The following is a 21,223-nucleotide window of genomic DNA, read 5'->3' on the forward strand; positions in this document are numbered from 1 at the left end:
CCGCCCGTCATGTGGCTGGAAACGGGCGGGCGGGTGGGAGATCACGCGCCGCGGTAGCGGCGGTAACCCGCAGGCGCCAGCGGTGGGTTACCCCCACCAGGGGCGGTCGCCCCGCGGCAGGGTGGAAACGGGCGGGCGGGTGGGAGGTCACCGGGTCCGGAAGGTTCGGGGGCGTGTGTCGAAGAGGTCCGCCTGTCGGGCAGGAGCCGCGTTGCCGAGGGCAACCAAGTGCGGCGCAAGGCCAAGGGCCAGCCCCCGCGCTGCCTCCTTGGCCGCCCAAACAGCCCGCACGGTGCCCTGCACCGCTTCCGTAGGACAGGAAGCCACGGTCTCGGCGGCCCGCACCGCCGCGTCGAGCAGCCCGCCCGCGGGAGTCACCTCGGACACCAGCCCCACCTCGTACGCCCGCCGCGCGGAAACCCGTTCCGCCGTGCCCGTCAGGGCCATCCGCGCGACCTCCCCGAACGGCATCCGCTGGGCCATCAGGATCGTCTCGTACGCGCTGACCATCCCGTACGTCGTATGCGGGTCGAAGAACGTGGCGTGCTCGGCCGCGAGCAGGAACTCCGCCTCGCCGAGGAGGTAGAAGGCGCCGCCGCAGGCCATGCCGTTGACGGCGGCGATGACGGGCTTCCACAAGTCGTTGGCCTTGGGGCCGATGGTGAGCAGGGGGTCGTCGATCGAGTACGGGGACGACGGCTGCGGCACCTCGACCGCGCGGTCGATGCCGGTGCAGAAGGCCCGCTCACCCGCCCCGGTGAGCACGATCGCGCGCACGGAGTCGTCGTACCGGAACTCCCGCCAGACGGCGGCCAGTTCGGCGGCCATGGCCAGGTCGATGGCGTTGTGCCGGTCGGGCCGGTCCAGGGTGACGACGGCGACGCCGGTATCCGCGTCCCGCTCCACGCGCAGCCCGGACCCGGTCGTCACGGCCGCTCCAGGACCCAGCGCGGCAGCACGGCCCCGCCCTGCTCCGCGAAGACCACCTGCACGCGGGCGCCGATGCGGAGCCGTTCGGGTGGGAGGGAGTTCAGGGGGGCGTCCGCGGTGGTGACGACGTTGCCGGCGAGGCGGATTCGGGGGGCGTCGGTGAGTTCGACGAGGACCGCGTTGTACGGGGCGAGGTCGGCGTAGCCGGGGAGGAGTGGTGGGTGCGGGACGACGTACGACCAGACGCGGCCCCGGCCGCTCATGCGGCGCCACTCGCTGTCGAAGGACCCGCAGTGCGGGCAGCACGGCCGCGGCGGGAAGCGCAGCTCGCCGCAGCCGGCGGCCGCGCAGGCCTGGATCCGGAGCTCGCCGCGGGCGGCGTACTCCCAGAAGGGCGCGCCGTCGTCGTCGAGGACGGGGGCCAGCAGTTCACGCGTGTCGTTCATACGCCTCTCCACTCCTCAGTTCCTGAGCAGGACCGCCGACGTGGGCACGCCCTCGCCCGCCGTGACCAGGCACGTCGCCGCGTCCGGGACCTGCGCGGTGCTGGTGCCGCGCAGCTGCCGCACGCCCTCGGTGATCAGGTTGAAGCCGTGGACGTAGGCCTCGCTGAGCCCGCCGCCGCTGGTGTTCAGGGGCAGGCGGCCGCCGATCTCGAGGGCGCCGCCCTCGGTGAAGGCGCCGCCCTCGCCGCGGCCGCAGAAGCCGTAGCCCTCCAGGGAGAGCGGGATGAGGGGCGTGAACGCGTCGTAGATCTGGGCCACGTCGACGTCGTCGGGGCCGAAGTCCGCCTGTTTCCACAGGTGCCGGGCGGCGGTCCAGGCGGGGCCCGAGAGCGGGTCGTCGTTCCAGTAGTTGACCATGCCGTGGTGCTGGGCGGGCAGTCCCTGGGCGACGGAGTGGACGTACACGGGCCGGTGGCGGCAGTCGCGGGCGCGCTCGGCGGAGACGAGGACGCAGGCCAGCGCCCCGTCCGTCTCCAGGCAGTTGTCGAAGAGGCACAGCGGCTCGCTGATCCAGCGGGATGTCATGTACATCTCGCGGGTGAGCGGGCGTTCGTACATCATCGCGGCCGGGTTCTGGTTGGCGCGGTTGCGGCAGGCGAGGGCGACGTTGAAGAGGTGGTCGCGGGTGGCGCCGTACTCGTGCAGATAGCGGCGGGTGAGCATCGCGATCTCGTCGGCGGGGCGCAGCAGCCCGAAGGGGCGGGTCCACTGGGCGGGGGTGGGGAGCTGGGCGGCCGTGTTCCGCCACGGCCGCGGCCCGCTGCCGCGCTTGCGCGACCGCCACGCGACGCCCACGCTCGCCTGCCCGGTGGTGATCGCGGCGGCGAGGTGCGCGAGCGTGGCGCAGGAGCCGCCGCCCCCGTACCCGACCTTGCTGAAGAAGGTCACGTCCCCGGCGCCGACGGCCTTGGCCACCTCGACCTCGTCGGTCTCCTCCATCGTGTACGAGGCGAAGGCGTCGACCTCGGACGGGGCGATCCCGGCGTCCGCGAGCGCGGCGAGGACGGCACGGCACGCCAACGCCTTCTCGCTCTCGGGGAGTTGCTTGGCGAAGGGGGTCTGTCCGATACCGGCTATCGCTGTCGTGTCCTTGAGCCCTGACACTGTGACGCGTCACCTCCGCGATCGTCGCGCTTGCTCCGCACGGCTGACAGGCGGTCAGGCTACCGTTAATCTGACGGACAGTCAGCTAGTGGTGTGGCCCGGGGAACTGGGGAGGCGGGTATGCGCGGCGATCTGGAGTGGGGCACGGTTCCTCGCCTGGTGCGTGCGGCGGCCGAGCGGTACGGCGGCCGCGAGGCCGTGGTCGAGGGCCGCACCCGGGTGACGTACGCCGAGCTGGGGGAGCGGGTCGAGCGGGCGGCGGCCGCGTGCGTGGCGGCGGGCGTCGAGCCGGGGGACCGGGTCGCCGTCTGGGCCCCCAACACCCTGGACTGGATCGTCTCCGCGCTCGGCGCCGTGACGGCCGGGGCGGTCCTCGTCCCCCTCAACACCCGCTTCAAGGGCGCCGAGGCGGCGTACGTCCTCGCCCGCTCCCGGGCGAAGCTGCTGTTCATCACCGGGACGTTCCTGGGGGCTTCGTACGTGGCGTCCCTGCGCCGGTCCGGCGCCGAACTCCCCGACCTGGAACAGGTCGTCGTCCTCGCCGACAGCGCGCCGCCGGAGTACCGCACCTGGAAGGACTTCCTGGCGGGCGGGGACGGCGTCACGGCGGCGGAGGTCCGGGCCCGCGCGGACGCGGTGGCCGCCTCGGCCCCGTCCGACATCGTCTACACGTCCGGCACGACGGGCCGCCCCAAGGGCGCCGTCATCACCCACGCCCAGACCCTGCGCTGCTACGAGATCTGGAGCGACCTGGCGGGCCTGCGCGAGGGCGACCGCTATCTGATCGTGAACCCGTTCTTCCACACCTTCGGCTACAAGGCCGGGATCGTCGCGTGCCTGATGCGCGGCGCCACGATGATCCCCCAGCCGGTCTTCAACGTCGACACGGTCCTCGCCAACATCGCGGCCGAGCGCGTCTCCGTACTCCCCGGCCCGCCCACCCTCCACCAGTCCCTCCTCGACCACCCGGCCCGCGACGACCACGACCTGTCGGCGCTGCGCCTCGTGGTGACGGGCGCGGCGGTCGTCCCGCTGCTCCTGGTCGAACGCCTCCGCTCGGAGCTCCACATCGCCACCGTCCTGACGGCGTACGGTCTGTCGGAGGCGTCCGGCATCGTCACCATGTGCCGCAGGGGCGACGCGGCGGACGTCATCGCGTCGACGTCGGGCCGCGCGATACCGGGCACGGAGGTGAAGGTGGTGTCACCCGAGGGCGCCGACCTGCCGTCCGGCACCCCCGGCGAGATCCTGGTCCGCGGCCACAACGTCATGACCGGCTACGACGACGACCCCGCCGAGACCCGGCAGGTCCTCACGGCGGACGGCTGGCTGCGCACCGGCGACGTGGGCGTCCTCGACGCGGCGGGCAACCTGCGCGTCACGGACCGCATCAAGGACATGTACATCGTGGGCGGCTTCAACGCGTACCCGGCGGAGATCGAGCAGCTCCTGGGCGTCCACCCCGACATCGCGGACGTCGCGGTCATCGGCATCCCCGACGCCCGCCTCGGCGAGGTCGGCCGCGCCTACGTGGTCCGTCGCCCGGGCACGACCCTGACCGCCGACGACGTGATCGCCTGGGCCCGCCGCGAGATGGCCAACTACAAGGTCCCGCGCGAGGTCGCCTTCGTACCGGAACTGCCGCGGAACGCGAGCGGCAAGGTACTGAAGCGCGAACTGCGGCGCCGCACCTAGCCGTTGCCCGTGCCGAAGCTAGCCGTTGGACGTGGCGGCGAGCTCGGACGCGCTCCGCTCCACGCAGAACTCGTTCCCCTCGGGGTCGGTCAGCGTCACCCAGCCCCGCCCGTCGGGCCTGCGGTGGTCCTCGAAGACGGTGGCCCCCAGCGCCACCACCCGCTCCACCTCCTCGTCCCGGCTCCGCTCCTGCGGCTGGAGGTCGAGGTGGACGCGGTTCTTCACGGCCTTGGCCTCGGGCACGGCGATGAACAGCAGGCCGGGCCCGTCGTCCACGTTCACCAGGACTTCCGGGTCCCCCGGATGATCCCCGTCGGCCACCGCCCCACCGAGCACTCCGGCCCAGAAGGACGCCAGCTTGTAGGCATCGGAACAGTCGACTGTGACGTGCCGCACGAGGGTGGTCATGGGCGCACTATGGGGGAGCGGGGCGGGACTGTCCATCGATTTCCGCGCGGCTCGGGCAGTGCCCGGCTATGCGCGGTACCGGGGGAACGCGGACGTGTCGATGGCCCACTTCCCGACCCGCGCGACGTCACGAACGCCATCAACGCCTGCCGCGACAGCGGCTGTTCGGCGGACGTCAGCGTCCAGGCACGCTGCGCCGCCCCGGCCGGGCTGCACGTCGTCGTGCGGGACGCGGCGCCGGGGCTGCCGACGCGGGCGGCAGGGTGCGACGACGCCGAGGGCGGGCGCGGGCTGCTGCTCGTCGGGGTGTGCGCGGCGGAGTGGGGCGTGTGCCGGCACGGCGTGGGGGACGGGAAGGCCGTGTGGTTCCGGCTGGCGGGTGCACCGGCTCCGGCAGGCCCCGGACCAGGTGTTTAGACTGCGCCGCGTACGAACGTCGCGCCGACCGTGGCGCGGCCGAACGATTCTTTGGGGGAACTCCACGTGCGCATCCGTACGGGGGCGGCTACCGCTGCCCTGACCGCCGCTCTGCTCGCCGTCGGTGCCGCTGTTCCGGCGCAGGCCGCCGAAGGCCGTGACGCTCAGCAGTACCGCAGCGTCGTCAGCGAGAAGTCCGTCCGCGCCGGCTCCGGCATCGGGGCCTTCCGGACCGACGGCGACAACGTTCACTTCTCGCACACGGTGCGGGGCCACATCAACGCCCACGGCTGGTGGAAGGTCCTGAGCGGCCCGGCCCGGGGCGTCAAGGCCAAGGTCACGGTGTGGCTCCAGGTCAAGCGCGGGGGCGAGTGGAAGACCCTGGCCAAGGACGTACGGAACGTCTACTCCGGCGGCGGCAGCGGCAAGCGCGCGGCGGCCGCGTACAAGTGCACGTACAACGTGGGCCAGTACGACTTCCGCAGCGTCATCGACGTCGACCTGATCGGCTACCCGGACGACGACTACAAGAAGATCACCGAGACGCAGCGGCTGGGCTGCGGTCTGTGACCCGCGGGCTGTGAGTAGCAGCTGACGGCGGTGCCGGAAGTACGCTTCCGGCACCGCCGTCTTCTGCTGTCCGGGAGTGTTCGCCTGTGTTTCCGCCCACCGTCATCGTCGGCCTGCACGGAACCCTGCGGCGGCACCCGTGGCTCGACCGGGTGGTGGCGCGGGACGCCGACGCCGAGGGCTCCGTCGAGGAGGACGTCCTCTTTCTCGCCGTCGACCGGGCGGGTTCGTACGGCTGGCGGACCGTGAGCAGCTGGCTGCACGAGGGCGGCGAGGTCACGGCGAGCCATGAGCCCACGACGTGGGCCCATCAGGAGGTCGGCGGTGACTGGACGCAGGACGGCGGGGTGCGGCAACTGGCGTGGCTGGGTGCGGGGATTCTCGCGGACCCGCCGCGGCCGGGGCTCCCCGTCCGCCCGATCACCCTGGTCCTGTCCGAGGCGCTGGCCCGCGCGGGCGAGGTGACGTTCACGGGCCTGCACGCGCTGCTGCCGCTGCACGCCACCGAGCGTGACACGGCCTTCCATCAGGCGGAGCTGGTGTCGTGGTTCGACCTGGCCGACCCGGATGCCCGGTACGAGGTGCTGGTGACCGTCTCCTGCCGTCCCGGCGAGGGCGGCGCGACCGGAGCCGACGCGGCGGCCTTGCGCGAGGCGGTACGGGAGCGGACGCAGGGGGCGGTGGACGTCTCCACGCCGACGCCCGCGACCGAACCGGAGGCTAGCCTTCCAGGCTTGGCCTTCGACCTTGACGGCTCGGTGCATACGCAAAGCATGAGCGAGGTCATCCGGCTCACCTGCACCACACGGGAGTGGTCACCGGACATCGCGGTATGGCTGACAGAGGCGACCGCCGAGGCTCTGCGCGAGGCGGGACGCCGGGCGCCGGCGCTGGTGACGGTGTCGCTGGCGCGTCTGCCAGAGTAGAGGGCCGGGCGTTGCTGTCCGGCGGCGGGACGGCAACGCCCTCCGGCAGCTGCAGTGATGCGGGCGGGCCGGAGGGCGTTGATGTGCGGTGGAGCCTGAGTCAGCCCTGCGGGGTGACCGGGATGTGGCCTTCGCCCTGCGGGGTGACCGGGATGTGGCCTTCGCCCTGCGGGGTGACCGGAACGTGCCCTTCGCCCTGCGGAGTGACCGGGACATGGCCCTCACCGGGAGGGGTCGGCTGGTGGCTATCGCCCAGCGGCGTGACCGGCTGGTGGCTGTCACCCGCGAAAGCCGGGGACGCAAGGCCAGCCGCTGCAGCAGCCGCGATAGCGCAAGTTACGAGGGCCCTCTTGGCTTGGATCATTCCAGCTCCTTGAATCGCGTACGTGCCGAACAAATGGCAACGCTAGCGGTCGGTCGGGCAGCTGTTCGAGTGCCTGGCTCATACTCGCCAGTGAGTTGGCTCGTTCACGACGGTGAACTGCAATCTGGTGAGATGGGTTGGCGAGGTCGAGCGGTGACTCGGCCCCCGGGGGGTCAGCCCTGCGGAGGGGCCGGCATGTGGCCTTCCCCCATCGGGGCAACGATCGGCATGTGACCTTCGCTCGGAGGGGCCGGCATGTGCCCCTCGCCGAACGGGCTGAGCGGCATGTGGCCTTCACCGGGCGGGGCAGGCATGTGCCCCTCACCCTTGGGCGAGACGACCGGCATGTGGCCCTCACCCTGAGGGGTCGGTATGCCGTCGGCGGCGAGCGCCGGAGCGGCGGCTCCCGCCGAGGCCGCGGCCATCACGGCCAAGGTGACGAAAATCTTTCTGGTTCGAGTCATTCCAACTCCTTGGAGGGGGCGACTTTTCAACAATCGACTCTAGCTGCACAAAGCGTCATATGTTCGAACAATTCACGCTAAATCTCTACTGGTTGGCGCCTCGTGAGCTGTTCTGGATACACCTCGGCCGCGGCGGCTCCCCCTCCGCGCCGCCGCGGCCGATCCCCGTCGGGATAGAAAGTGTTAGGCGTCCTGACTGGGCGGAGCCGGCATGTGACCGTCACGCTTGATGGTGATGCCGTCCTTCTTCGGCGGAGCCGGCATGTGGCCGTCGCCCGTCGGGACTATGGGGCCGTCCTGAGGCGGGGCCGGCATGTGGCCGTCGCCCTTGGGCACGGGATTCTTCTTCTGCGCTTCGCTCATGCGTTACTCCTGAAAGCTACGGGGCTCCGGGACTAGACCACCCGCTCGGCAACTCCCCCGAGGGTCGCCGAGCGGGTGGTCCAGGGCCGCTCACGATAGCTGTGGGGCCCACGCGACCCGTCTGCCCCCCGACGCGACGGATCGATAAGTAGAGAGTGGCAGCCCGTCATAAACGTTCGATGAACGTGCTCGACAGCCGTGTCACGCGGCTGCCACAGGACGGAGAAGAGCCCGCACCTCGCTCGCCTCCGGCGCCCCGCTCTCCTCGTGCAGCGCGAGGGCCTTGTTCCAGCACGCCCGGGCGCGGTCGAGCTGCCCGAGGCTGTCGAGCGCCTGGCCCAGGGTGGTGAGAACGTTGGCGCGCATCCAGTCGCCACCGACGCAGCCGGTGGCGAGGGCCTGCTCGGCGTGCCGAGCCGCCTGCGCCGGGTGGCGGGCCGCGAGGTGGATCTGGGCGATGCGGTAGTGAGCCGTGCCCTCCCACAGACGCTGCCGGTTCTCCGCGAAGACCTGCAGGGCCTCGGTGAGCTGCGTCAATCCCTCCGTGTGGCGGCCTGCCTGGCTGAGGCCGATCCCCAGGGCGTACTTGGCGTTGGCCACTCGGAAGCTGAGGCCGAGGTCCGCGTAGATCGCCATACCGTCGCGGGCCAGGTCGATAGCTTGGCTGGTGCGGCCCATCATGATGAGGATCCGGGACCAGTTGCACAGGGCGCTCGCCTCGCCGGGGCGATTCCCGTCGAGGCGGAAGACCTCGATCGCCCTGAGGGCATGGGCCTCGATCGTCTTCAGCACGTGTGAATCACTGGACGCGTGCTGGTTCATGCAGCCCACAGTGATGGCGAGCTCATTCGCGGCGTTGCCCTGGGTCCACGGGTCGTTCGCCTCGTCGCCGAGGTTCCTCGCGCTCTCCAGCTCCGCTGCGGCCTGTTCGAAGTGCCCAACCTTGTTCAGAACTTGGCCGAGGCTCACCCGCGCGCGGCCCTCGGCGCACGCGTCGCCCGCCTCCTGCGCGGCATCGCGGGCCGCCCGCGTAGCCAGCTCATACCGAAGCGAACTAGCCCCCGACTCCGCCAAATCCTTCGCCGCAAGCAGCAGATCCACCGCCCGCCGCAGGCTCCCCGCCCCCAGCGACTGCTGCACGCACGCCAGGATGCAGGCCGCCTCCGCGTGCAGCCAGTCCAGGGCCTTGCTGTCGTCGGTGAAGCCGTGCACGGGGTGCTCGACGGCTTCCAGGTGATCCACTGTCCTGTCCCCAGGACGCTCGATCGCGTACACCCGCGCCGCCGACGCCAGATAGAAGTCCAGGAGACGCGACAGCGCCGCCTCCCGCTCGCTGGGCGGCAGCTCGTCCCGCTCGGCGCACGCACGCGCGTAGAGCCGTACGAGGTCGTGGTAGCGGTAGCGCCCCGGTGCCGCCGACTCCAGGAGTGACGTGTCGACCAAGGACTCCAGGAGGTCCTCCGTGTCCTCGACCGGCAGGTCGAGGACCGCCGCGGCGGCCGTGAGGGAGATGTCGGGGCCGTCGGCGAGGCCCAGGAGGCGGAAGGCGCGGGACTGGGCCGCTTCGAGCTGGCCGTAGCCGAGTTCGAAGGTCGCGGCCACCGCGAGGTCGCCGGCCTGGAGCTCGTCCAGGCGGCGGCGCTCGTCGGCCAGCTTGGCGGCGAGCGTCGAGACGGTCCAGGTGCGGCGGGCCGCCAGGCGGGACGCCGCGATGCGGATGGCCAGGGGGAGGAAGCCGCAGGCCGCGACCACGTCCAGGGCCGCGTCCCGCTCGGAGGCGACCCGCTCCTCGCCGACGATCTTCGTGAAGAGCTGGAGCGCCTCGTCGGGCGACATCACGTCCAGGTCGACGAGGTGCGCCCCGGCCAGGTCCACCATCCGGGTCCGGGAGGTGACGAGGGCGGCGCAGCCCTCCGTGCCGGGCAGGAGGGGGCGGACCTGGGCCGCGTCACGGGCGTTGTCGAGCAGGACGAGCACGCGGCGGCCGTCGAGGACGGAGCGGAACAGCGCCGCCCGCTCCTCCAGGGAGTCCGGAATCGCGGAGTCCGCCGTGCCGAGGGCGCGGAGGAACGCGCCGAGGACCGTCTCGGGCTCGGCGACGCGCGGACCGGCGCCCTGGAGGTCGACGTACAGCTGCCCGTCGGGGAAGTGGGAGCGCGCGGCGTGGGCGACGTGCACGGCGAGGGTGGTCTTGCCCACGCCGCCGATCCCGGCGAGCGCGGAGACCGCCATCACGCGGCCCTCGGCCGTCGACAGGATGTCGCTGAGCTCCTTCACGAAGGAGACACGGCCCGTGAAGTCCTGGACGGTGGCGGGGAGCTGGGCGGGGCGGACGACGCCCGCCGAGGGCTCCGCCGCCGGGGCGGACGGCTCCGCGAGGGCCGGGTCGGCCTGGAGGATGCGCTGCTGGAGCTCCTGCAGGCCGGGGCGCGGGTCGACGCCGAGCTCGTCGGCGAGGAGGCGGCGCGTGTCGGCGTACACGGCGAGGGCCTCGGCCTGCCGGCCCGAGCGGTACAGGGCGAGCATGAGCAGCTCGCGGAAGCGCTCGCGCAGGGGGTGCGCGGCCGTGAGCGCGGTGAGCTCGGAGACCGACTCCGCGTGGCAGCCCTGCTCCAGGTCCATGTCAAGCCGGGACTCGAGGAGCTGGAGGCGCCACTCCTCCAGGCGGGTGCGCTGGGCGTCGGCGTACGGGCCCGGCACGTTGGCGAGGGGCTCGCCGTCCCACAGGGACAGGGCCTGGTTGACGAGGGCGCGGGCCTGGCACAGGTCACCGAGCCCGCGGGCGCGCTCGGCGCCCGTCCACAGGTTCTCGGCCTCGGTGAGGTCGAGGGCGCCGTCGGCGGCGCGCACGGCGTAGCCGCCGGACTCGCTGACCAGGGTGCCGGGCGGCAGGACCTTGCGCAGCCGGGACGCGTACGTGCGGATGGCCGCGAGGGCCTGGGACGGGGGGTCCTCGCCCCAGATGGCGTCGATGAGCTCGGACGCGGTGGCGGTGCGGCCGTCGCGCAGGAGCAGCGCGGCGAGCAGGGCGCGCTGCTGCGGGGAGCCGGTGGGCAGTTGCTCGGCGCCGAGCCAGGCGCGTACGGGGCCGAGGACGCTGAAACGGGCACACTCCTGCCCCGCGTCGGCGGCGGCGCCTTCGGGCGTCTGCGCACCGGCGCCGGGCACGGCGAGGGCGTCGTCACCCTGCGCACCGCCCTGCGTGCCCTGTACGCCCTGCGCGTCCCGCGCGCCCGGCGCACCCTGCCCGTTCACGCCGCGCGACGCCCGTGCCGCTTCCTCAGGGTCGCTACCCGCCGCCGGACGCCGCTGCTCCGGAACCCGCGGTAGACCGTCCATCGCTCCCCCTGCTGCCCTGCCGCACGCAGTTGCCTATGTCTGATCAAATACGCCCAACTGTGCCCGGCTGTGCCCGGTTCGTGCCTGCTGTGTCCGCTACGGACCCTGCCCTGTCCGTGGGACTGACTTGCTGCGGCACAGTTTGCCTTGTCCGGACCTGATGCGTCAGCCGTGGGAGACGGCTCTCACAGGGTTACCCCACGAGTGACGGGATCCGGACAACTGACGGTTCGTCAGATCCGCGCTACCGTGGACGGCATGGAGACCATGGGGAGCACTCAGGACGCCGCCGTCGCCGCGCAGCCGTTCCCGAGGATCATCTCGGTGGACGACCACACGGTGGAGCCCGCGCGGGTCTGGCGGGACCGCCTGCCGGCGAAGTACCAGGACCGGGGCCCGCGCATCGTGCGCGCGCCGTTGAGGGAAATGACGTTTTTGGGCGGTAAGTTCGCGCCGGTCATGGGGGAGAAAGGCGACGAAGGGCCCATAGGGGACTGGTGGGTGTACGAGGACCTCCACCGGCCCCTGACCCGCCTGGACACGGCCGTCGGGTACGACAGGGACGAGATCCGCCTCGAAGTCATCACGTACGAGCAGATGCGGCCCGGCTCCCACAGCGTGCCGGAGCGCCTGGCCGACATGGACGTGAACCACGTCCAGTCCGCCCTCTGCTTCCCCACCTTCCCGCGCTTCTGCGGCCAGACGTTCACCGAGGCCAAGGACCGCGACCTGGGGCTTTTATGCGTACGTGCGTACAACGACTGGATGGTGGAGGAGTGGTGCGGGCCCGCCGCGCGAGGTCGGCTGATACCGCTCACCCTGATCCCGCTCTGGGACGCCGAGCTAGCGGCCGCCGAGGTGCGGCGCAACGCGGCGCGCGGCGTCCGGGCCGTCGCCTTTTCGGAAATACCGCCGCATCTCGGCCTGCCGTCGATCCACACCGACGCCTGGGACCCGTTCCTCGCCGCGTGCGACGAGACCGGCACGGTCGTCGCCATGCACATCGGCTCCAGCAGCAGGATGCCGTCCACGTCCGCCGACGCGCCGCCCGCCGTCGGCTCCACCATCACCTTCGCCAACTGCTGCTTCTCGATGGTCGACTGGCTGATGAGCGGCAAGTTCGAGCGCTTCCCGAACCTCCGGATCATGTACGCCGAGGGCCAGATCGGCTGGATCCCCTACGTCCTGGAGCGCGCCGACGTCGTCTGGGAGGAGAACCGCGGCTGGGGCGGCGTCGCCGACAAGGTCCACCGCCCGCCGTCCGAGCTCTTCGCCGACCACGTCCACGGCTGCTTCTTCGACGACGCCTTCGGCCTGCGCAACCTCGACGCGATCGGCGTCGGCAACGTCCTGTACGAGACGGACTACCCCCACTCCGACTCGACCTGGCCGAAGTCGAGGGAGGTCGGCGAGACCCAGATGGGCCACCTGGATCCGGGGGTGGTGGAGCGGATCGTACGCGGCAACGCGATCGATCTCCTGGGGCTCACGGAGGAGGGCCTGTGGCCGGGGGCCTGAGTCAGCCCTCCACCGGGAAGCCGCTGGTGTCCAGTGAGAGCTTCCGGCCGTCGGAGAGGGTGAGGTTGACGGTCGCCCCGTACGGATACTCGGTCTTCTTGCGGTAGCCGGTCGCGTCGGCGCCTTCGTACAGCGTGCACAGCTTCTTGAACGGGTCGAGGATGAGGTACGTCTCGATGCCGAAGCGGCTGTACTTCGCGACCTTGGTGACGTAGTCGTTGTCGTCGGACTCCGTGGAGACGACCTCGACGGCGGCGATTACGTCCTGGCAGATGTAGCGCTTTCCGCGGGGCTCGGCGTCCTCATCAAGGATGGTGATGTCGGGAGCTGTCGACGTCTCGCCGGGGAAGTCGATGCCCACATCGAAGACGATCGGGGCGCCCTGCAGGGTGGTGTGGGCCTGCATGACCACATTGAGGATCGTGTTCGACTGCGCCGGGCTCTGCGGGGTCATGATCACCTTTCCGTCGATGATCTCGACGACATAGCCCTCGATGTTGGTTTGCGCTTCCACATCCCGCCAGAGGCGGTCGAGAACTGTCATCACCGTCGTCCTTCCGTGGCCCGTGGCCGGAGCACCCCGCACGGTCAGCCTAGCGGCGAGTGGGAGTCCGCACCGACTGTAGCTGAGTGATCACCCTTGACTGAGGGCCTCGGGGGCGATTGTCAGTGGCCCCGTGTTCAATCGGAGGCATGGCGATCAAACGTGAGCGGGCCAATGTCGACCCCTTCTCGGCCGAGCCGCCCGTGCCGGACGCGGGGCGGGTGGTGCGGGGCGGGGACTGGTACGGCCGTGATCTGTCGGGGGAGACGTACGAGCGGTTCACGTTCTTCGACACCGACATGACGGAAGCCGTCGCCGAGGGGGCCGTGTTCGACGGGTGCACGTTCGCCGGGGTGAAGTTCAACGCGGCGCGGTTCACGTCGACGGCGTTCACGAACTGCGTGTTCAAGCGCTGCGTGTTCTTCGATACGCGCTTCGCGCAGTGCAAGGCGATAGGCGGCCTCTTCCAGCAGTGCGCGTTCACGGTGTTCGAGGTGCGGGGCGGGGACTGGTCGTTCGTCGCGCTGCCCGGCGCCGATCTGCGCAAGGCCGTCCTCGACGGGGTGCGGATGCGGGAGGCGGACCTCACGGCGGCCCGCCTGGAGGAGGCGACCGTGACCGGCTGCGACCTGTCGGGCGCGATGCTGCACAGCGCCCAGCTCATGGGCGCCGACCTGCGCGGCAGCGATCTGTCCGCGCTCGACCCGCTGACCGTGTCGGTCGGCGGCGCGAAGATCGACCTGGACCAGGCGGGGGTGATAGCCGGGGCCCTCGGCTTCGAGGTGGGGTGAGGAGTGCGGCGGGGGTGCCTCGGGCGGGGGTGCGCGTGGGCCTTGTCTGATGGGGTGTCAGGTACGACGATGTGGGCCGTCGTGGTACATGACATGTCGTCAGATCGGGGCGAGGGGTGAGGTCCTATGGCACCTGGGGAACCTGAGGCAGCTACGGCGCCTAGGGCGCAGGCGTCGGTGGCGGGCGGCGCGGAGGCCTTTCCTCCGGGGCGGCTCGTGTACGGGATGCAGTTGCCCGTGCAGTCGCGGAGTGTGCTCTTCGCCGAGGCCTGGGAGGCGGGCGCCGGTGCCGAGGACCTGGTGGAGATCGCCCGCGTCGCGGACCGCTCCGGGTTCGCGTACCTCGCCTGCTGCGACCACGTCGCGATCCCGCGGCGCCTCGCGGACGCGATGGGCACCACCTGGTACGACCCCGTCGCCACGCTCGCCTACCTCGCCGCCGCCACGGAGCGGGTCCGCCTCATGAGCCACGTCGCCGTGGTCGGCCTGCGGCACCCGCTGCTCAGCGCCAAGCAGTACGCGACCCTCGACCACCTCAGCGGCGGCCGCCTGATCCTCGGTGTCGGCGCGGGCCACGTACCGGAGGAGTTCGCCGTGCTCGGCGTCGACTTCGCGCGCCGCGGCCCGCTGCTCGACGAGACGGTGGACGCGCTGCGGTCGGCGCTCGGTCCCGAGGAGTTCCCCGAGCACCACGGGGCCGCGTACGACTTCGCGGGGCTCGGCCAGCGCCCCCGGCCCGCACAGGAACGGGTGCCCCTGTGGGTGGGCGGCTCCTCGCCCGCCGCCGTGCGCAGGGCCGCGACCCGCGCCGACGGCTGGCTCCCGCAGGGCGACCCGCGCGCGAAGCTCCCGGCGCAGATCACGCGCCTGCGGCGGCTGCGCGCCGACGCGGGCGTCACGGAGCGCATCGTCGTCGGCGCGATCACGGAGCCGCTGTACGTGGGCGAGCCCGCCTGGCCCGTCGGGCGGCGCACGCTCAGCGGCAAGCCGGACGCGCTCGCCGAGTCGCTGCGGGCGTACGCGACGTTCGGCGTGGACCAGATCCAGGTGCGCTTCCGCAGCCGCGGGCGCACGGAACTCACCGACCAGATGGCGGCGTTCGCGGCCGAGGTCGCCCCGCACTTGAACTGACCAGGACCGGAACTGTCCGGAACCGGACCAGAGGGAGGGCCGCATGGGAAAGCTCGACGGGCGCGTCGTCATCGTCACCGGCGGGGCGCGTGGACAAGGGGAGCAGGAGGCGCGCCTCTTCGTGGCGGAGGGCGCGCGGGTCGTCGTCGGGGACGTGCTCGACGACCAGGGCGAGGCCCTCACCAAGGAGCTGGGCGGCGACGCGGCGCGCTACGTCCACCTCGATGTCGGCCGCGAGGCCGACTGGCACGCCGCCGTCGACGCGGCGAAGTCTGCCTTCGGCAAGGTCGACGGCCTCGTCAACAACGCCGGGATCCTCCGCTTCAACGAACTGGTCGGCACGCCCCTGGAAGAGTTCCAGGAGGTCGTCCAGGTCAACCAGACCGGCGTCTTCCTCGGCATCAAGACCGTCGCCCCGCACATCGCGGACGCCGGCGGCGGCTCCATCGTGAACACGGCGTCGTACGCGGGCCTCACCGGCATGACGTACATCGGCGCGTACAGCGCCACCAAGCACGCGATCATCGGCCTCACCCGCGTCGCCGCGCTCGAACTCGCGCCGAAGAGAATCCGCGTCAACGCCGTCTGCCCCGGCGCCATCGACACCGCGATGAGCAACCCCGCCCGGCTCGACCCGGGCGCCGACCCCGAGAAGGCGGCCCGCGGCCTGGACGAGCTGTACCGCAAGCTCGTGCCGCTCGGCCGGGTCGGCACGGCGGCGGAGGTGGCACGGCTCGCGCTCTTCCTGACCGCGGAGGAGGACTCGTCGTACATCACCGGGCAGCCGTTCGTCATCGACGGCGGCTGGCTGGCCGGGGTCAGCGTGCTGTGACGGCGACCCGGCCCTGTGCGTGACGGCTGTATCTGACGCACCATCAGCTATTGACGCTCCCCGCCCCCGATGGAACAGTCGAAGTCATCGATCTGACACTCCGTCAGAAATCACGAGGACGGTGAACCGCCGTGGAATTCGGGCTCTTCGTACAGGGATACGTCGGCAAGCGCGCGCGGACCGACCCGCTCGCCGAGCACAAGGCGCTGATGGAGGAGACCGAGTACGTCATCGCGGCGGACGCGGCGGGCTTCAAGTACGCGTGGGCGTCCGAGCACCACTTCCTGGAGGAGTACTCGCACCTCTCCGCCAACGACGTGTTCCTCGGCTACCTGGCGCACGCCACCGAGCGGATCCACCTGGGCTCCGGGATCTTCAACCCCCTCGCCCAGGTCAACCACCCGGTCAAGGTCGCCGAGAAGGTCGCGATGCTCGACCACCTGTCGGAGGGGCGGTTCGAGTTCGGCAGCGGGCGCGGCGCCGGTTCGCACGAGATCCTCGGCTTCCTGCCCGGCATCACCGACATGAACCACACCAAGGAGATCTGGGAAGAGACCATCGCCGAGTTCCCCAAGATGTGGCTCCAGGACGAGTACGAGGGGTTCCGCGGCAAGCACTGGCAGCTGCCGCCGCGCAAGGTCTTCCCGAAGCCGTACGGCGCCTCGCACCCGGCGATGTGGTACGCGGCCGGGTCCCCGTCCTCGTACGCGATGGCCGCGAAGAAGGGCCTCGGGGTCCTGGGGTTCAGCGTGCAGAAGGTCTCCGACATGGAGTGGGTCCTGGAGCAGTACAAGACCGCGATCCGGGACGCGGATCCCGTCGGGGCCTTCGTCAACGACAACGTGATGGTGACGTCCACGGCGATCTGTGCCGAGACGCACGAGGCGGCCGTCCGGATCGCCGTGAACGGCGGGCTCAACTACCTGCAGTCCCTCGTCTTCCGCTACCACGACACGTTCCCTCGTCCCGAGGGGATCCCGCGGTGGCCCGAGGTGTTGCCGGAGTACACCGAGGAGATCGTCGAGCTGCTCATCGCGGAGGAGCTGATGATCTGCGGGGATCCGGACGAGGTGCTGCGGCAGTGCGAGCGCTGGGAGCGTGCCGGAGCCGATCAGCTGTCCTTCGGGCTGCCCATCGGGATCTCGTACGAAGACACGCTGACGACGATCCGGCTGATCGGAGAGCACGTCATCCCCAAGATCGATACGGATCCCGTCCACCGGACCAGCAGGTTCCGACGCGCCTCGTCGTGAGGGTGCCGTTGATCGCGCTGCGCGCTCGTCCTCAAGCGCCGGACGGGCTGAACTTCCACCGCCGTCCAGGGAGGACCGCCTCGACATGCTCGACCACCTGATCAAGGGCGCCACTGTCGTCGACGGGACGGGGCAGGCCGCGCGCGTGGCCGACGTCGGGATTCGGGGTGGCCGGATCGCCGTCGTCGCTCCCTCCGTCACGGAGGAGGCGCGCAGCCGTGAAGAGGCCCACGGCCTGATGCTCGCGCCGGGGTTCGTCGACCCGCATACGCACTACGACGCGCAGCTGTTCTGGGACCCGTACGCGACGCCGTCCCTGAACCACGGCGTGACCACCGTCGCGGGCGGCAACTGCGGGTTCACGCTCGCCCCGCTGAACCCGGCGCGGCCCGGCGACGCCGACTACACGCGCCGGATGATGTCCAAGGTCGAGGGCATGTCCCTGGTCGCCCTGGAGGAGGGCGCGCCGTGGTCGTGGAGCTCCTTCGGGGAGTATCTGGACGCGCTGGAGGGGCGGATCGCCGTCAACGCGGGGTTCATGGTGGGGCACTGCGCGCTGCGGCGGTACGTGATGGGGGCCGACGCCGTCGGCGGGCAGCCGTCGGCCGAGCAGCTGGAGCGGATGGTCGCGCTGCTGCGGGAGGCGATGGCGGCCGGCGCGTGGGGGCTCTCCACCACGCAGTCGTCCACGCACTCCGACGGCGACGGCAAGCCGGTGGCGTCCCGGCACGCGCGGCCCGAGGAACTCCTCGCCCTGTCGCGGGCCGTCGGCGAGCACGAGGGGACGCAGCTGGAGGCGATCGTCGCCGGGTGCCTCGACCGGTTCGACGACGCCGAGATCGATCTGCTCGTCGACATGAGCGTGGCCGCCGGGCGGCCCCTGAACTGGAACGTCCTCACCATCGACGCCGCCGTGCCCGACCGCGTGCCGCGCCAGCTCCTGCCGAGCGAGCGCGCCCGGAAGGCGGGCGGCCGGATCGTCGCCCTGACCATGCCGATCCTGACTCCGATGAACATGAGCCTGGGCACCTTCTGCGCCCTGAACCTCATCCCCGGGTGGGGGGAGATCCTGGGCCTGCCGGTCGACGAGCGGATCGCCAAGCTCCGGGACCCGGACGTCCGGGCCGAGATGCTGCGGCGCGCCGACAGCGAGGAGGCCGGGGTCTTCCGGCGGCTCGCCCGCTTCGACCGGTACGTCATCGGGGACACGTACGCGGAGGCGAACGCGGGCCTGACGGGCCGGGTGGTCGGCGACATCGCGGCCGAGCGCGGCCAGGACCCCTTCTCCTGCCTCGTCGGTATCTGCGCCGACGACCGGCTGCGTACGGTCCTGTGGCCCATGCCGACCGACAACGACCCGGACTCGTGGGCCCTGCGCGCCGAGACCTGGCGGCACGAGGACGTCCTGCTCGGCGGGTCCGACGCCGGCGCGCATCTGGACCGCATGTGCGGCGCCCCGTACACGACGCGCTTCCTCGGCGACTGCCTGCGCGGTCGGGGGCTCGTGGGCGTCGAGCAGGCCGTGAAGATGCTCACCGACGACCCGGCCCGGCTCTTCGGCCTGCGCGAGCGGGGCCGGATCGCGGAGGGCTACCACGCCGACCTGGTCCTCTTCGACCCCGCCACGATCGACGCGGGCAAGGCCACGCTCGTCCACGACCTGCCGGGCGACAGTCCACGCCTGGACTCCAAGGCGATCGGCGTGCGGGCCGTGTGGGTCAACGGGACCGAGGCGATCAGGGACGACGTGGTCACGGGCGCCGTGCCGGGACGGGTGCTGCGGTCGGGGCGCGACACGCGGACGGTGAGCACCAAGTGACGGCGGCGCAGCGGCTGTTCATCGGCGGTGAGTGGGTCGAGCCGGACGGCGGTCACTACGAGGTGATCGATCCGGCGACGGAGGAGGCCGTCGGCCTCGCCCCCGAGGCGAGCCGCGCCCAGGTGGCGCAGGCCGCGGCGGCGGCGCGGGAGGCCTTCGGGGCGTGGTCGTGTACGGCGCCGCAGGAGCGGGCGGCGATCCTCGACCGGACGGCCGACCTGCTGCAGCGGGACTTCGCCGGGCACGTGGAGGTGGCCCGTGCGGAGACGGGCGCGACCACGGCGACCGCGCGCGGCATGCAGGTCGCGGTGGCGGTGTCCCGCTTCCGCCGGTACGCGCGCGGCGCGCTGGAGCCCGTCGAGACGGGCCTGCCGCCCCAGGTCAACGAGGCGGGCCCGCTGGGCGGGGCGGCGGTGCTCGGCGCCCTTGCCGCCCGCAGGCCCGTCGGCGTCGTCACCTGCGTCACCTCGTACAACAACCCCTGGGCGAACCCGGCGGGCAAGATCGCCCCGGCCCTGGCGATGGGCAACACGGTCCTGGTGAAACCGGCGCCCCAGGACCCGCTGTCCGTCTACCGGTTGGCGGCGGCCCTGGCGGAGGCGGGCGCGCCGCCCGGGACGGTGAACGTGGTGAGCGGCACGTCCGCGGACGTGGGTGAGGCGGCCGTCGCGTCCGGGGACGTCGACATGGTCAGCTTCACCGGTTCGACGGCTGTCGGGCAGCGTATCGGCGAGGTGTGCGGGCGCGGCATGAAACGCCAGCTCATGGAGCTGGGCGGCAAGGGCGCGGCGATCGTCTTCGACGACGCGGACCTGGGCGCGGCGGTGGCGGGCATCGGTACGACGTTCTCGTTCTACAGCGGTCAGATCTGCACGGCGCCTACGCGGGTGCTTGTCCAACGGGCGCTGTACGAACCGCTGGTGGCGGGGCTCACGACGTACATGTCCCATTTGGCCGTGGGTGACCCGCGAGACAAGGGGACCGTGGTGGGCCCGGTGATCTCAGCCGCCCACCGCGACCGGATCGAGTCGTACGTCGATCTCGGCCGCAAGGAGGGCGCCCGCGTCATCACCGGCGGGGCGGCGGCCCCCCGTACCCCCGGCTTCTACGTCACCCCGGCCCTCCTCGCCGACTGCACGCCCGACATGCGCGTGGTCCGCGAGGAGATCTTCGGCCCCGTCGTGACCGTCACCCCCTTCGACGCGGCCACCCCCGACGAGGCCGAGGAGACCGCCCTCACCCTCGCCAACGACACCGACTACGGCCTCATCGACTACGTCTGGTCCGGCGACGTCGCCCGCGCCTTCCGCGTCGCCCGCCACCTCCGCGCGGGCGGCGTCGGCATCAACACCATCGGCCGCAACATGGAGGCCCCGTTCGGCGGCTTCAAGAAGAGCGGCGTGGGCCGCGACTGCGGTTCGTACGCCCTCCAGGCGTACAGCGAGGTGCAGTCGGTGGTGTGGGCGGGCTGAGCGCCCACTCGTTCAGGTGAACGACGGCGATATGCCAGAGGTATGTGCGTAACGCTCAATAGCGTGCGCCGCATGGTGAGTTCATCACACGAAGCGATGCACCGTGTCTTCCAGAAGGAACCGGAAGTCTTCGGCCGCGCCTTCCGCGCGCTCGACATTCCGTTCCCGGACCCGATCGCGGTGACGCTGCTGCCCACCGACTTAACCGAGCCGTCGCCGCTGGAGCGCAGGGTGGACACCCTGCTCCAGTTCGACACCGAGAGGGAAGGCAGCTACCTGGTAGCCGTCGAGTCCCAGGGCCGCAGGGACCACGACAAGCCGGCGAACTGGGCCTACTACACGTCGTACCTGCACGCGAAGTACAAGCTCCCGACGGTCCTGCTCGTCACCTGCCAGGACAAGTCCACCGCGGTCTGGGCCTCGGGCCCGTTCACCGTCGGCCCGGCGCTCTGGCCCATGCTGACGATGCGCCCGCTCGTCCTCGGCCCGCACAACGTCCCGCCCATCACGGACGTACGGGCGGCCGCCGCGGACATCCCGCTCGCGACCTTCTCCGCGATCACCCACGGCAAGGACGCGAACGCCGATGCCATACTGAGGACGCTGGCCGCCGCCTTGAAGACCATCGACCAAGAAGACGCGGAAATCTTCGCCGAACTGACCGAAGAGGGCCTGGCCAACAGCCCGGCCCTCGGCACCTGGAGGGAACTGATGGCTGTCGACACTGCCTTCTTCCGCTCGGAGAGGGCGATGAAGCTGCGGGCGGAGGGGCGCGTC

The 21,223-nt window shown here is 71.6% G+C and carries 18 protein-coding genes; 11 read left to right on the plus strand and 7 right to left on the minus strand.

Annotated elements, in window-relative coordinates:
• Window positions 1–147: 147 nt before the first annotated feature.
• From ACFWZ5_RS27610 to ACFWZ5_RS27620, 3 genes are read right to left on the minus strand one after another with little or no spacing between them, the layout of a single operon-like run.
• On the minus strand, window positions 148–930 hold the full coding sequence (locus tag ACFWZ5_RS27610; protein WP_384798964.1) for an enoyl-CoA hydratase/isomerase family protein: 783 nt from the start codon (window positions 928–930) through the stop codon (window positions 148–150).
• Window positions 927–1,376, minus strand: coding sequence for a Zn-ribbon domain-containing OB-fold protein (locus ACFWZ5_RS27615; protein WP_384798961.1), 450 nt, complete (start codon window positions 1,374–1,376; stop codon window positions 927–929). The genes ACFWZ5_RS27610 and ACFWZ5_RS27615 overlap by 4 nt, the downstream gene beginning before the upstream one ends.
• A 15-nt stretch (window positions 1,377–1,391) precedes the next feature.
• Complete coding sequence (locus ACFWZ5_RS27620; protein WP_384798958.1) at window positions 1,392–2,540, minus strand: lipid-transfer protein; 1,149 nt, start codon at window positions 2,538–2,540, stop codon at window positions 1,392–1,394.
• A 120-nt stretch (window positions 2,541–2,660) separates the two neighbouring features.
• On the opposite strand from ACFWZ5_RS27620, the gene ACFWZ5_RS27625 reads away from it, so the two are divergent.
• Window positions 2,661–4,235: a FadD3 family acyl-CoA ligase gene (locus ACFWZ5_RS27625; RefSeq protein WP_384798955.1), complete on the plus strand. Its 1,575-nt coding sequence runs from the start codon at window positions 2,661–2,663 to the stop codon at window positions 4,233–4,235.
• A gap of 18 nt (window positions 4,236–4,253) precedes the next feature.
• On the opposite strand, the gene ACFWZ5_RS27630 is transcribed toward ACFWZ5_RS27625, so the two are convergent.
• Window positions 4,254–4,643 carry a VOC family protein gene (locus ACFWZ5_RS27630; protein WP_384798952.1) on the minus strand — a complete coding sequence of 130 codons (390 nt, stop codon included), beginning with the start codon at window positions 4,641–4,643 and terminating at the stop codon, window positions 4,254–4,256.
• A 483-nt stretch (window positions 4,644–5,126) separates the two neighbouring features.
• Here ACFWZ5_RS27630 and ACFWZ5_RS27635 point away from each other — a divergent pair, with 483 nt between their 5' ends.
• Window positions 5,127–5,630: a hypothetical protein gene (locus tag ACFWZ5_RS27635; RefSeq protein WP_384798949.1), complete on the plus strand. Its 504-nt coding sequence runs from the start codon at window positions 5,127–5,129 to the stop codon at window positions 5,628–5,630.
• An 86-nt stretch (window positions 5,631–5,716) separates the two neighbouring features.
• Window positions 5,717–6,556, plus strand: coding sequence for a hypothetical protein (locus ACFWZ5_RS27640; protein ID WP_384798946.1), 840 nt, complete (start codon window positions 5,717–5,719; stop codon window positions 6,554–6,556).
• 1,011 nt (window positions 6,557–7,567) lie between these two features.
• Here the strand turns inward: ACFWZ5_RS27640 and ACFWZ5_RS27645 are convergent.
• A complete protein-coding gene (locus ACFWZ5_RS27645) occupies window positions 7,568–7,747 on the minus strand; it encodes a hypothetical protein (RefSeq protein WP_384798943.1) in 180 nt (59 codons plus the stop codon).
• Between the two features lie 201 nt (window positions 7,748–7,948).
• Window positions 7,949–11,086, minus strand: a complete 3,138-nt coding sequence (locus tag ACFWZ5_RS27650) for a BTAD domain-containing putative transcriptional regulator (protein WP_384798940.1) — start codon at window positions 11,084–11,086, stop codon at window positions 7,949–7,951.
• 258 nt (window positions 11,087–11,344) lie between these two features.
• Between ACFWZ5_RS27650 and ACFWZ5_RS27655 the strand changes: the two genes are divergently transcribed.
• Window positions 11,345–12,604 carry an amidohydrolase family protein gene (locus ACFWZ5_RS27655; RefSeq protein WP_384798937.1) on the plus strand — a complete coding sequence of 420 codons (1,260 nt, stop codon included), beginning with the start codon at window positions 11,345–11,347 and terminating at the stop codon, window positions 12,602–12,604.
• A 1-nt stretch (window position 12,605) separates the two neighbouring features.
• On the opposite strand, the gene ACFWZ5_RS27660 is transcribed toward ACFWZ5_RS27655, so the two are convergent.
• The gene (locus ACFWZ5_RS27660; protein WP_384798934.1) at window positions 12,606–13,148 is read right to left on the minus strand and encodes a Uma2 family endonuclease; all 543 of its coding nucleotides are present in this window, start codon (window positions 13,146–13,148) and stop codon (window positions 12,606–12,608) included.
• A gap of 149 nt (window positions 13,149–13,297) precedes the next feature.
• Between ACFWZ5_RS27660 and ACFWZ5_RS27665 the strand changes: the two genes are divergently transcribed.
• The 7 genes from ACFWZ5_RS27665 to ACFWZ5_RS27695 form a co-directional block, all read left to right on the plus strand.
• On the plus strand, window positions 13,298–13,939 hold the full coding sequence (locus ACFWZ5_RS27665; protein ID WP_384798931.1) for a pentapeptide repeat-containing protein: 642 nt from the start codon (window positions 13,298–13,300) through the stop codon (window positions 13,937–13,939).
• Between the two features lie 225 nt (window positions 13,940–14,164).
• Entirely contained in the window at window positions 14,165–15,070 is a 906-nt protein-coding gene (locus tag ACFWZ5_RS27670; protein WP_384798928.1) for a TIGR03619 family F420-dependent LLM class oxidoreductase, read from the plus strand.
• Between the two features lie 43 nt (window positions 15,071–15,113).
• Window positions 15,114–15,902 (plus strand): SDR family NAD(P)-dependent oxidoreductase, encoded by a 789-nt coding sequence (locus tag ACFWZ5_RS27675; RefSeq protein ID WP_384798925.1) that lies wholly within the window; start codon window positions 15,114–15,116, stop codon window positions 15,900–15,902.
• Between the two features lie 131 nt (window positions 15,903–16,033).
• The gene (locus ACFWZ5_RS27680; protein WP_384798922.1) at window positions 16,034–17,155 is read left to right on the plus strand and encodes an LLM class flavin-dependent oxidoreductase; all 1,122 of its coding nucleotides are present in this window, start codon (window positions 16,034–16,036) and stop codon (window positions 17,153–17,155) included.
• An 85-nt stretch (window positions 17,156–17,240) separates the two neighbouring features.
• Complete coding sequence (locus ACFWZ5_RS27685; RefSeq protein WP_384798919.1) at window positions 17,241–18,974, plus strand: amidohydrolase family protein; 1,734 nt, start codon at window positions 17,241–17,243, stop codon at window positions 18,972–18,974.
• Complete coding sequence (locus tag ACFWZ5_RS27690) at window positions 18,971–20,446, plus strand: aldehyde dehydrogenase family protein (RefSeq protein ID WP_384798916.1); 1,476 nt, start codon at window positions 18,971–18,973, stop codon at window positions 20,444–20,446. Before ACFWZ5_RS27685 ends, ACFWZ5_RS27690 begins: the two co-directional genes overlap by 4 nt.
• A 72-nt stretch (window positions 20,447–20,518) precedes the next feature.
• A partial coding sequence (locus tag ACFWZ5_RS27695) for a hypothetical protein (protein WP_384891378.1) occupies window positions 20,519–21,223 on the plus strand: 705 nt, incomplete at its 3' end.

The organism is Streptomyces sp. NPDC059003 (assembly GCF_042740445.1).
Classification (GTDB): Bacteria; Actinomycetota; Actinomycetes; order Streptomycetales; family Streptomycetaceae; genus Streptomyces.